At 70.6% G+C, this 12223-nt stretch carries 10 protein-coding genes; 5 read left to right on the top strand and 5 right to left on the bottom strand.

Annotation, left to right across the window (positions count from 1 at the left end):
• The first annotated feature begins 267 nt into the window (after positions 1-267).
• The 3 genes from recA to G6045_RS20320 all read left to right on the top strand — a co-directional run bounded on the left by recA (position 268) and on the right by G6045_RS20320 (position 4838).
• Complete coding sequence (recA, locus tag G6045_RS20330; RefSeq protein WP_165333445.1) at positions 268-1401, top strand: recombinase RecA; 1134 nt, start codon at positions 268-270, stop codon at positions 1399-1401.
• A gap of 3 nt (positions 1402-1404) precedes the next feature.
• Complete coding sequence (gene recX / locus G6045_RS20325; protein ID WP_165333444.1) at positions 1405-2124, top strand: recombination regulator RecX; 720 nt, start codon at positions 1405-1407, stop codon at positions 2122-2124.
• Positions 2125-2309: 185 nt separating this feature from the next.
• Positions 2310-4838: an FtsX-like permease family protein gene (locus G6045_RS20320; RefSeq protein ID WP_165333443.1), complete on the top strand. Its 2529-nt coding sequence runs from the start codon at positions 2310-2312 to the stop codon at positions 4836-4838.
• Between the two features lie 117 nt (positions 4839-4955).
• Here G6045_RS20320 and G6045_RS20315 read toward each other — a convergent pair whose 3' ends face one another.
• The 3 genes from G6045_RS20315 to G6045_RS20305 form a co-directional block, all read right to left on the bottom strand.
• Entirely contained in the window at positions 4956-5390 is a 435-nt protein-coding gene (locus tag G6045_RS20315) for a rhodanese-like domain-containing protein (protein ID WP_165333442.1), read from the bottom strand.
• Positions 5387-5920 carry a cupin domain-containing protein gene (locus G6045_RS20310; RefSeq protein ID WP_165333441.1) on the bottom strand — a complete coding sequence of 178 codons (534 nt, stop codon included), beginning with the start codon at positions 5918-5920 and terminating at the stop codon, positions 5387-5389. The genes G6045_RS20315 and G6045_RS20310 overlap by 4 nt, the downstream gene beginning before the upstream one ends.
• Positions 5921-6113: 193 nt before the next feature.
• The gene (locus G6045_RS20305; RefSeq protein WP_165333440.1) at positions 6114-7784 is read right to left on the bottom strand and encodes an FAD-dependent monooxygenase; all 1671 of its coding nucleotides are present in this window, start codon (positions 7782-7784) and stop codon (positions 6114-6116) included.
• 246 nt (positions 7785-8030) lie between these two features.
• Here G6045_RS20305 and G6045_RS20300 point away from each other — a divergent pair, with 246 nt between their 5' ends.
• Complete coding sequence (locus G6045_RS20300; RefSeq protein ID WP_165333439.1) at positions 8031-9023, top strand: TAXI family TRAP transporter solute-binding subunit; 993 nt, start codon at positions 8031-8033, stop codon at positions 9021-9023.
• Positions 9024-9063: 40 nt separating this feature from the next.
• On the opposite strand, the gene G6045_RS20295 is transcribed toward G6045_RS20300, so the two are convergent.
• Positions 9064-10464: a sensor histidine kinase gene (locus tag G6045_RS20295; RefSeq protein WP_165333438.1), complete on the bottom strand. Its 1401-nt coding sequence runs from the start codon at positions 10462-10464 to the stop codon at positions 9064-9066.
• Positions 10465-10473: 9 nt separating this feature from the next.
• Complete coding sequence (locus tag G6045_RS20290; RefSeq protein ID WP_165333437.1) at positions 10474-11172, bottom strand: response regulator transcription factor; 699 nt, start codon at positions 11170-11172, stop codon at positions 10474-10476.
• A gap of 251 nt (positions 11173-11423) precedes the next feature.
• Between G6045_RS20290 and G6045_RS20285 the strand changes: the two genes are divergently transcribed.
• Entirely contained in the window at positions 11424-12200 is a 777-nt protein-coding gene (locus G6045_RS20285) for an amino acid ABC transporter ATP-binding protein (RefSeq protein ID WP_165333436.1), read from the top strand.
• Positions 12201-12223: the final 23 nt, after the last annotated feature.

Genomic DNA, 12223 nt, shown 5'->3' with positions numbered 1-12223 from the left:
GGACGGGCCGGGGTCGGCGAGGTCGTCGGACGGTTTGCGGAAGCGGCGCCGCGTGCCGCGTGGTGCGCTTGACATGGAAATCGAACATCCATTCTCATGGATGGTCTGGCCTCTCTACAGGCCCGTGATTCCGGGGTTGTCGCGGGATCGCTCCGGGATTCGCGCGGAGTTATCCACAGGCTGGACGGGCGTCGAGGCGGATTGTCAGTGGCAGGCGATAGCGTCTTTGACGTGAAGCGATCGACTCAAGCAAATCGGGTGGAACCCATGGCAGGTACGGACCGCGAGAAGGCGCTGGAAACAGCCCTCGCACAGATTGAACGCCAATTCGGCAAGGGCGCAGTGATGCGCATGGGCGAGCGGCCGAACGAGCCCATCGAGGTCATCCCCACCGGGTCGACCGCACTCGACGTCGCGCTCGGCGTCGGCGGCATCCCGCGCGGCCGTGTCGTGGAGGTGTACGGACCGGAGTCCTCCGGTAAGACGACCCTCACGCTGCACGCGGTGGCCAACGCCCAGCGGGCCGGCGGCCAGGTCGCGTTCATCGACGCGGAGCACGCGCTCGACCCGGAGTACGCCAAGAAGCTCGGCGTCGACATCGACAACCTCATCCTGTCCCAGCCGGACAACGGTGAGCAGGCCCTCGAGATCGTCGACATGCTGGTCCGCTCCGGCGCCCTCGACCTCATCGTCATCGACTCCGTCGCCGCGCTCGTGCCGCGTGCGGAGATCGAGGGCGAGATGGGCGACAGCCACGTGGGTCTGCAGGCCCGTCTGATGTCCCAGGCGCTGCGGAAGATCACCTCGGCGCTCAACCAGTCCAAGACCACGGCGATCTTCATCAACCAGCTGCGCGAGAAGATCGGCGTGATGTTCGGCTCGCCGGAGACCACGACCGGTGGCCGCGCGCTCAAGTTCTACGCTTCGGTGCGGCTCGACATCCGCCGTATCGAGACCCTCAAGGACGGCACGGACGCGGTCGGCAACCGCACCCGCGTCAAGGTCGTCAAGAACAAGGTCGCGCCGCCGTTCAAGCAGGCCGAGTTCGACATCCTCTACGGGCATGGCATCAGCCGCGAGGGCGGCCTGATCGACATGGGCGTGGAGAACGGCTTCGTACGCAAGGCCGGCGCCTGGTACACGTACGAGGGCGACCAGCTCGGCCAGGGCAAGGAGAACGCCCGTAACTTCCTGAAGGACAACCCCGATCTCGCCAATGAGATCGAGAAGAAGATCAAGGAGAAGCTCGGCGTCGGTGTGAAGCCGGCCCCGGAGGTTGCGCCCGGTGCGGACGCCGCCGGTCCGGCCGCGGCCGATGCCGACAAGGACGCCGCTGCCAAGACGGTGCCGGCTCCGGCCACCAAGGCCAAGGCGACCAAGGCCGCGGCGGCCAAGAGCTGATCCGTGGTACGACGCACCGACTGGCCCGGGGAGTCGGGGGACTCCGACCTCGGGCCGTCCGAGCCGCAAAGGCGTGGGCGCCGTGGGGGCGGCGGACGCCGGCGCGGGTTCGGCGAACAGGACAGCGGTTCCCCTGAACCGTCGAGGGCCGGGGAGGGGGAGCCGCGTGCGCAGGGGCGCCCGGAGCGGGAGTCGCGCCGGGAAGGCCGGCCGGAGCGGGAGACCGATCCGGCCGAGCGCGCGCGCAACATCTGCCTGCGCCTGCTCACCGGCACCCCGCGCACGCGTCAGCAGCTCGCCGATGCCCTGCGCAAGAAGGAGATCCCCGACGAGGTGGCGGAGGAAGTCCTCTCCCGCTTCGAAGAGGTCGGGCTGATCAACGACGCGGCGTTCGCCGACGCCTGGGTCGAGTCACGGCATCACGGCCGGGGGCTCGCCCGGCGTGCCCTGGCACGGGAGTTGCGGACGAAGGGGGTCGACTCGGCCACCATCGACGAGGCCGTGGGTCAGCTCGACTCCGACCAGGAGGAGGAGACGGCCCGCGAACTGGTCGCCCGCAAGCTGCGCACGACCCGCGGCCTCGACCGCGACAAGCGCCTGCGCCGGCTCGCGGGGATGCTGGCGCGCAAGGGATACCCGGAGGGGATGGCGCTGCGGGTGGTGCGACAGGCGCTCGAGGAAGAAGGCGAGGACGTCGAGGAGTTGGGGTTCCCGACCGAGTGAGCCGGGGGCCCTCGGTCCGGGGAGTGCGGCGCCCGGGAAAGCCGTAGCGGCAACGGTGGGGATAGCCCCCGCAAGGGACGGCAGACGGCTCCAGTGTGCCGGGCGGGGTGTGCGCAGCACTGTGGAGGCGCACACCACAAGGGCTTCGGGCCCCGTCCCCGACAACCGAAAAGAGACCGTGCGTCATGCTGCTGCGCTACGCCTTCAGGACCGTCCGGCACCGCAAAGGCGGCTTCGTCGGAGCGTTTCTCGCGCTGATGTGTGCCGCAGCGCTGATCGCCGCCTGCGGCTCGCTGCTCGAAACCGGGCTGCGGGGAAAGATCGCCACCGAACGCTATGCCGGCGCCCCGATCATCGTCTCCGCCGACCAGAACGTGCATCGGACCACGGTCAAGGAGAAGAAGGGCAAGACCAAGGTCAAACACAAGGCCAAGCCCCTCGCCGAGCGGGCCTGGCTGCCCCGCACCACGGCCGACGAGGTACGGGCCGTCGACGGGGTCGAGCAGGTGATCCCCGAACTCTCCTTCCTCGCCCAGCCGTTGGGCACACCGCACACCGGCCGGTCCCTCGGCCACGCCTGGTCCTCCGCCGCCCTCACCCCCTTCCGTCTCACCGACGGCACGGCACCCAAGGGCGCCGGTGATCTGGTCGTCGACCGGGGATTCGCCCAGCGCGCCGGTCTCGCCACGGGCGACCGGCTCACCGTGCAGTCCACACAGGCCCCGCGTACGTATCGCATCACCGGGATCGCCGCCCCCGCCGAGGGACAGGACCTCAAGCACCAAAGCGCCCTGTTCTTCAGCGACGCGGAGGCCGAGCGTCTCGCCGCACACCCCGGCCAGGTCACGGCTCTCGCGGTGATCCCCGAAGACGGCGTCTCCGCAAGCGCGTTGAGCGAGCGGCTGCGCGAGGCGCTCCCCGCACCGCAGGTCCAGGTCAGTACGGGTGAGGCCAAGGGCGCCGTCGAATTCCTCGACGCCGCGGGGGCCCGCGTCAAGCTCGTCTCTATGGGCGGTGCGATGGGCGGCACCTCCCTGCTCGTCGCCGTCCTCGTGGTCGTCGGCACCTTCGCGCTCACCGTGCAGCAGCGCCACCGCGAGCTCGCCCTGCTGAGGGCGATCGCCACGACCTCGAAGCAGATCCGTCAACTGCTCGCCCGTGAAGCCCTGGTGGTCGGCGCGGTGGCCGGCCTCGCCGGAGCGCTGCTCGGTCTCCCGCTCGGCTCCTGGCTGCAGCACCGTTTCGTCGAGGCCGGCGCGATCCCCGCCTCCCTCGACCACACGGTCAGCGTCTTCCCGCTCTTCGCCGCCTTCGGCGCGACCCTGTTCGGAGCCTGGGCCGCCGCCCGGATCTCCGGCCGCCGTATCGCCCGTATCCGCCCCGCGCAGGCCCTGTCGGAGGCGGCCCTGCAACCCGCGCGCCCCGCGTGGACCCGTATCGCGGCGGGATGCGTCACCCTCGCCGGCGGCATCACCCTCGTCGCGGTGCTCAGCACGCTGCGCACCGAACCCGCGTCGACTCCCGTGACCTTCCTGGCCGTTGTGGTCCTCGCCATCGCCGTGGCGCTGCTCGGACCGCTCCTCGTCAAGGCCACCGCGTTCTTCCTGAAGCTCCCGCTGCGGCTCACCGGACACGGCGGAAAGCTCGCCACCGCCAATCTGCGCGGCAACTCCGTCCGGATGGCCTCCGTCGTCACCCCGCTCGTCCTCCTGATCGGCATGACCTGCACGGTCCTGTTCGTCCAGTCCACGCTCGGCGACGCCTCCCGAGCCCAGGCCCGCGAAGGCGTACGGGCCGACTGGGTGCTCTCCGCGCAGGGCCCGGGTGTCCCGGCCGGGGCCGCCGGGAAGATCCGGGACTCGGGCGCCACCGCCACCGAGGTCGTACGGACCACCGTGCGTGTCGGCCTCGACAAATACCAGACCCAGGGCGTCACCCCCGAGGGCCTCACCCGCACCTGGGACCCCGAGGTCACGGCCGGCACGCTCACGGGATTCGGCCCGCGGAGCGCGGCGGTCAGCGAACTCGCCGCCGACCAGCTCGGGTTGAAGCCCGGCAGCACCCTGAAGCTCACCCTCGGCGACGGCACCCCCGCCACCGTCGAAGTCACCGCCGTCTACGCCCGCGGCCTCGGCTTCGGCGACCTCACCCTCGCCCACGACCTGGTCGCCGCCCATGTCGACAACCCCCTGGCCGCCGCCGTCCTCGTCGCCTCCGATGCCCCGCGCCACCAACTGGCCGACGCGCTCCGGGACTTCCCCGGCACCCAGATCCTCGCCCCCGGTGAGGCCGACCGGCTGCAGGCGGAACGTCAGCAGGCCAACGCCGAGGTCAACCTGCTCGCCATGGCCCTCGTTCTCGCCTTCACCGCGATCGCCGTGGTCAACACCCTGGTGATGTCCGTCTCGGCACGTGTCCGCGAGTTCGCCCAGCTGCGTCTCGTCGGCGCGACGCGCCACCAGGTGCTGCGCATGCTGCGGATCGAGGCCGTCTCGGTCGTGCTGCTCGCCACGGCGCTCGGCAGCGGTATCGCGCTGGCCGTCCTCACGGCCTTCAGCGTCGGCATGACGGGCGCCGCCGCGCCTTCGATGGCTCCGCTCCTGTACGTCACGGTGATCGCCGCGGCCGCCGCGCTCGCCCTCGTCGCGACCTCCCTGCCCGGCCGTTCGGCCCTGCGGGCCCGCCCGGTGGAGGCGGCGCTGGCCAGGGAGTAGCGGCCGCCACGGTGCGGGGCTCCTTCGATACGGGGCCGACTCGTCCTCGTATCGAAGGAGCCCTCATCCGCCGAGATGAGGGCCCTCGTCCGCCGAGATGAGGGCCCTCGTCCGTGCTCAGTGCGCGATCGGCCTGGTCACCGGATCCGGCACCGAAGCCGCGGCCACCACCGGAAGTCCTGCCCGGCGCCAGGCCTGGAAGCCGCCGATCAGATCGGTGGCGCCGTGCAGGCCGAGCCGGCGCAGGGAGTGGACGGCGAGGCTGGAGGCGTAGCCCTCGTTGCAGAAGATCACCAGGTGCTGGTCGTGCCGGGTGACCGCGGCGGCGCGGTGGCTGCCCAGCGGGTCGAGGCGCCATTCGAGCTCATTGCGTTCGACCACGAGCGCGCCGGGGACCAGACCGTCGCGCTCGCGCAGCTCTGCGTAACGGGTGTCCACGAGCAGCAACTCGCCCGCCAGGAAGCCCTCGTGGGCCTCCTGCGGAGTGATCCGGTCGAGACCCGCACGTACCCGTTCCAGGTACTCGTCGATCGACACCGGGGGAGTGCTCACTGCCAGTCCTCCGGCTGCTCGACGTCTTCCAGGCGCAGGATCGGGCCGGTCCGGCTGTAGCGCCGGATCAACGGGAGCGGCGGGTAGTAGGCGTGCACCGAGACCGCGTGCTGCTCGATGGACTCGTTGAGCACCTCGTGCACGTGGTGCTGCCCGAACGCCCGGCCCTCGCCGGTCGCCAACACCCGTTCCCTGTCGAGGTCTTCGGCCAGTTCAAGGGACTTCCAGGCGGAGGTGGGGATCCGGACGGCGAGGGAGTTCTCCTTGAGCGTGCCCGCCGCCGTGGCGAACGCGCCGACGGACTCGGCGTGGTCGTGCCAGCCGGTACCGGTGCCCGGTGGCCAGCCGATCAGCCAGGCCTCGCTGCCGCCGGGCCCTTCGAGCCGCAGCCAGGTGCGGCCCTCGGGGTCGAGCGGGAGCGACGCGATGAGCTCGGCGTCGGCGGCGCTGCGGGTGACGAAGTCGAGGAGTTGAGCCGGAGTGGGGGCCGCGGTGGCAGGGGTCGCCGAGGCGGCGGAAGGTGCGGACACGGATACCGTCCTGAAGGTTCGCTGGGGACGCGCGTCGAACCCGCCTTCAGGCGGGGAGCGCGAGGGAAGGGCGAATCAGCAGGGTTCGGTACAGACGCAGCCTGCGTAGCGGACCAGGTCCAGATGGACCCTCCGCCACATATGCACGCCACGTTCCGTCATGGGCGGAGTACACCATGACGGAACGTGGCGGTCAATCGGCGTCCGCGGCTCGGATGGCGGGGTGCGCCGTGGTGGATCCGGACGCGCTCCGGTCACCTGCCGTCGCGCCTTCTTCGTCCGCCGTCGCACGTCGTGCGCCTGCCGGGGGAGCGGGTTTCCCGCCGCGCGCCGTATCGGCCGCCGCGTACAACTCGGCAGGTCGTACGCCGCTCAGCGCCGTCACCAGATGGCCGTCGGGGCGGATCAGCAGCACCGTGTGGGCGACCGCGCCGGGATAGCCCTCCGCGACGAGGAGTTCGGCCGGCAAGGGCAGCGCGGTGACCGCCGCCGCGAGCCGTGGCATCACCCCGGCCTTCAGCCAGTGCCGCCGGTCCCACACGCCCGTGCCCGGGGCGACCAGGACGACAAGGAGACGCCCGCGCCCGAGCCGGTCCCGCAGCCGGACCTCGGCGCCGTCCGGTGCGGTCACCGGTACGTCGGCGATCGGCGCGCCCGGCGCCGTACCGACCGTGACCTGGGACTCCGAGGGTTCATCGAGCGCGAGAGGCGACCGGTCGTACGCCGGCAGCGAGCCCAGCGGTCCGCGCCCCAGGTGTCCGTCGGTCAGGAGCGCGTCATGTCCGCGCGCCGTCCCCGGCACATACGCCCGCAGACCTCCGCCGCCGCGCAGTATCGGCAGCGCCTGGTCGGCGGCGCGCAGCCGGGCCGCGACCGCGGTGCGGCGCTCGGCCTGGTAGCTGTCGAGCAGCAGCTTCGACTCACCGTGGTCGCGGCACAGCGCCAGCTTCCAGGCGAGGTTGTCCGCGTCGCGCAGCCCCTCGTCCACCCCCTGGGTGCCGAGGGCGCCCAGAAGATGCGCCGCGTCACCGGCGAGGAAGCAGCGGCCCACGCGCCAGCGCCGTGCGAGCCGGTGGTGCACGGTGTGCACGCCGGTGTCGAGCAGTTCGTACGGGGGTGTCGTACCGCACCAGCCGGCCAGCGTGTCCCGTACCAGGGCCACCAGACGCTCGGGCGTGACGAGTTCGCTGCGGGCGGGCAGCAGCCAGTCGAGACGCCAGACGTCGCCTGGCAGTGGGCGCGCGGTGATCTCGGCCGGGGCGCCGCGCCAGGTCGCCATGCGGTGCAGCAGGGCCTCGCCGGGCCACGGCAGCTCGGCGCGCAGCGCCGCGACGGCGTGCCGCTCCACCGCCGTACGGCCGGGAAAGCGGACGTCGAGCAGCTTGCGCACCGTGGAGCGCGGACCGTCGCAGCCGATCAGATAACTGCCGCGCCACCAGGTGCCCTTGGGCCCCTTGGTGTGTGCGGTGACCCCGCCCGCGTCCTGCTCGATCGAGTCGAGGCGGCTGTCGACGGCCACCCTGACCAGGCGTTCCTCATCGACGGCGGCACGCAGGGCGGCGGTGAGCGTGTGCTGGGCGAGATGCGCGGGGCCCGGATCGGCGTCGTCGAAGGCGACCTGGCGCAGTTCCTGCTTTCGGCGCAACGAACGCCAGCCCGTCCAGCGGGTGTCGCTCAACGTGATCCCCGTGAGTCGTTCGACGAGGGCGGCGGTGTCCTCGCGCAGGACCACGGTCCGGGCGGGCCGCTGCTCGTCCTTGCCGGGACCCTCGTCCAGGACGACGGACGGGACGCCGTGCCGGGCCAGGGCCAGGGCCGACGTGAGGCCCACGGGCCCGGCACCCGCGATGATCACCGGGTCCACGGTGCGGCGCCTCCTGCCGTCAGGGTGCTGCGCGACGTACGGGAGAGGGCAGTTGGCGCAAGGTGCACGATCACAGAACGTATGCAACCGACTGCATGCCTCCCGAGTCAAGCTGCGTCTCCCGCGGGCCCGGAACGCTTCCCTTCGGCGGCCTCACCCTGTAAGCGGCGCGGCAGCGGCGCCCTGCGGTCACGGTGTGACATCGGCCCTGGTGCTCACAGCGCGTGACCTGGCAGGATCGCGCGCATGCCGCTCGCACTCCCGCGCATCAGCAGGCGCCGCGCCCTCGAAGGGGCGGGCGCCGGACTTGTGGTGTTCGGGCTGCTTCTGTGGTGGTTGCTGCCGTTGGGGGAGGGCCCGCCCGGCGGGAAGGTCGTCTTCAGCACCGGCGGGGCCTCGGGCGTGTACGAGGTGTACGGCAACGAGCTGAAGAAGGCCGCAGCCGACGATCTGCCCGATCTGGACATCAAGTTGTGGAGCAGCCAGGGCTCCAAGGAGAACGTCCGGCGGGTGGCCACCGGCGAGGCCGACTACACCATCGCGGCGGCCGACGCGGTGCGGCAGTACCAGCAGGACAAGGGCAGCGGCTGGGACCGGCTGCGCGGCTGCGTGCGGCTGTACGACGACTATGTGCACCTGGTCGTGGACGGTGATTCGCGCGTGACGAAGGTCGCGGACCTGAAGGGCAAGCGGGTCGTGGTGGGGCCGGAGGGCTCCGGGGTGCGGATCATCGCCGAGCGGGTGCTGGCCGCCGCGGGCCTCGATCTCGGCGACATCGAAGCCGTGGACACGGCGTCGCAGGCGGCGGGTCCGGCGTTGACCACGGGGGACGTGGACGCGTTCTTCTGGTCCGGAGGGCTGACGACGCCGTTCGTGAAGGACCTCTCCGAGAAGACCGACATCCGCCTGGTCGAACTCGGCAGTCTGGTGGACGAGCTGCACCGTCAGGGCGGCCGGTCCAGCTACTACCGCGCGGCGATCATGCCGACCGACGCCTATCCCAAGGCCCAGGGCGGCAAGGCGGTGCAGACCATCGCGGTCGCCAACCTGCTGGTCACCACGGAGCATGCGGATGCGCGGGTCACGGAGTGGCTGACGCGGGTGGTCATAGACCACCGGGACGCGATCGGGCAGCGGGTGCATGCGGCGCAGCTGGTGGATCTGCGGACGGCGGTGTACACGGATCCGCTGGATCTGCATGAAGGGGCTCGACGGTATTACCGGTCCGTGAAGCCGTGAGCTCCGGATGACCGGTCCGTGAAGCTGTGACGCCGTGAGTTCAGGCGCCGGTCGAGCGCGGCAGTGTCAAGGTCACCTTCAAGCCGTGCGGCTCGTTCGGGGCGTACGCGATGGTGCCGTCGAATGACGTCAGCAGGGCCCTGGTGATCGACAGGCCCAGGCCCGAGCCCTTGATGTTCTGATGGCGGTTGCTGCGCCAGAAGCGGTCGCCGATCCGGTTCAACTCCTCGTCGGTGAGCCCGGGGCCGCCGTCCGCGATCTCCACCGTGGTCGTGGCGCCGTTGGCCGCGACCGTCACGGTGACCTGCTCGCCGGCGGGCGTGAACTTCAGGGCGTTGTCGATCACCGCGTCCAGGGCGCTGGACAGGGTCACCGGATCCGCCCAGGCCGTCGTCGCGCGCAGCCCCTCGGTGTGCAGCTCGACGCCCTTGTCCTCGGCGAGCGGGCCCCAGGCCGCGACCCGCTCGGCGACCAGTTCGCCGATGTCCGTCAACTCCGGTTCGATGCCCGCGTGCTCGGCGAGCGCGAGGTCGAGCAGATCGTCCAGGACCCGGGCGAGCCGCTTGCCCTCCGTACGGACCGAGGCGATCTCCTCGTTCCCCTCGGGCAGTTCGAGCGCGAGCAGCTCGATCCGCAGGAGCAGCGCGGCGAGCGGATTGCGGAGCTGATGCGAGGCGTCCGCGACGAACGCCCGCTGCTGCTCCAGGACGTCCTCGACGTTGTCCGCCATCTCGTTGAACGAGCGGGCCAGACGCCGCAGTTCGGGCGGTCCGCCCGCCACCGCGACCCGGGACTTGAGCCGTCCCGTCGCGATGTCGTGCGTGGTCGCGTCGAGATCCCGTACGGGGCGAAGGACCCAGCCCGTCAGGCGCAGCGCGGCACCGATCGCCAGGAACATCGCGGCGGCCTCACCGGCCCCGATGAGCAGCCAGCCGCGGGTGATCTCGGAGCGCATCTTGCCCGTGGGCGAGTCCGTGAGCACGACGGCGACGACATCTCCGTCCCGTACGACCGGACTGGCCACGTACAGACGGCGCTTCTGCCAGGGCCAGATCTGGCGCGGGTCCTGGCTGCTGTGGCTGTAGAGCGCGTCGTCGAAGGCCTCACGGCCCTCGCCGTCCTCGGGTACGGACCAGTTGTGCGAGGCGACCATCTCGCTGTGGTCGCGGAAGAAGACGCCGGCCCGGATCCCGTAGACCTTGTAATAGCGCTCGAGATCCTTGCGCAACGTCTTGCGGCGCTCGCCCTCGACACCGGGCAGGTCCTTGGACGGATCGGTGACGTACTGGGCAAGTCCCGCAAAACGGGCGGCATCCTCGATCCGGTCGACCACGACCTTCTGCTGCTGCGCCGCCGCCAGGCTCACCGCCAGCGGGAAACCGAGGGCGAGCAGGATGGCCGCCATGAGCACGATGAGCAGCGGAAGCAGGCGCGTACGCACGAAGTGGCCTTATGCGACAGGGGCGGCAGGAGCCACGAGCCGGTAGCCGACGCCGCGCACCGTCTCGATCAGCGCGGGCATCCGCAGCTTGGAGCGCAGCGAGGCCACATGGACCTCGAGGGTGCGGCCCGTGCCCTCCCAGCTGGTCTGCCAGACCTCGCTGATGATCTGCTCCCGGCGGAAGACCACGCCGGGGCGCTGGGCGAGCAGCGCGAGCAGGTCGAACTCCTTGCGCGTCAGCTGGACGTCCTCGCCGGAGACGGTCACCTTGCGCGTCGGCAGCTCCACATGGACGTCCCCGAGCGTGATGCCCGTCTCGATCGGACCGGTGGAGTCGTCCTGCGACGTACGCCGGCTCACCGCGTGGATACGGGCCAGCAACTCCCCGGTGTCGTAAGGCTTCACGACATAGTCGTCGGCGCCGAGGTTCAGGCCGTGGATGCGGCTGCGGATGTCGCCGCGCGCGGTCACCATGATCACGGGTGTCGCACTGCGCTTGCGGATCTTCCCGCAGACCTCGTAACCGTCCTGGTCGGGAAGTCCGAGATCGAGCAGGACGACCCCGAAGGGCGGTTTGTCCGTGGGGAGAAGTGCGCGCAGCGCCTCTTCGCCGTTGCGCGCGTGAACGACGTCGAAGCCGTGCCGGGCGAGAACGGCGGACAGTGCGGCGGCCACGTGATCGTCGTCCTCGACGAGCAGCAGTCTCATTCTGTCCTCCTTCCGTTCACGCAGGTCTTATGCACTCAGGCAGTCACGCCGATACACGGTGACGACGTCAAGGCCGTTCTTGTTACGGGCGGGTTCCGTTATCCAGCCGGTACGCGGGGCAGGCGTCCCCTTCACGCAGTGTGTCCGGTTGCGGCCGGATCGTTATGCTCAATTTCCCCTCAGATGTAATGACGCTGGTCTTACCGCGTTACTACTGTCCTCCCAACCGAGGAGGATGGAGCAAGACCCCCATGGCCGAAGTATCGGTGACCAAGGACGCTGTGCCTGCGGCGGACGAACTGGTCGTGCTGAAGAACGTCAACAAGCACTTCGGCGCGTTGCATGTGCTCCAGGACATCGACCTGACCATCGCCCGCGGCGAGGTCGTCGTCGTGATCGGGCCCTCGGGCTCGGGCAAGTCGACGCTCTGCCGGGCGATCAACCGCCTCGAAGGCATCGACTCCGGGAGCATCTCGCTCGACGGCAAGCCGCTGCCCGCGGAAGGCAAGGAGCTGGCGCGGCTGCGGGCCGACGTCGGCATGGTCTTCCAGTCCTTCAACCTCTTCGCCCACAAGACCGTTCTCGAGAACGTCACGCTGGGTCAGATCAAGGTCCGCAAGAAGTCGAAGGCCGAGGCCGAGGAGAAGGCGCGCGCCCTCCTCGACCGGGTCGGCGTCGCGACCCAGGCCGACAAGTATCCGGCCCAGCTCTCCGGTGGCCAGCAGCAGCGCGTCGCGATCGCGCGCGCCCTGGCCATGGAGCCGAAGGTCATGCTCTTCGACGAGCCGACCTCCGCGCTGGACCCGGAGATGATCAACGAGGTGCTCGAGGTCATGCAGCAGCTCGCGCGCGACGGCATGACCATGGTCGTCGTCACCCATGAGATGGGCTTCGCCCGCTCGGCCGCCAACCGCGTCGTCTTCATGGCGGACGGCCAGATCGTCGAGCAGGCGACCCCGGACAAGTTCTTCACCGCACCCCGCAGTGACCGCGCCAAGGACTTCCTGTCGAAGATCCTGCACCACTGAGCTCCTGCACCACAGAGCTGCTG

The organism is Streptomyces mesophilus (genome assembly GCF_011044995.1).
In the GTDB taxonomy this organism is placed as follows: domain Bacteria; phylum Actinomycetota; class Actinomycetes; order Streptomycetales; family Streptomycetaceae; genus Streptomyces; species Streptomyces mesophilus.
This window is presented reverse-complemented; position numbering and strand designations above follow the sequence as displayed.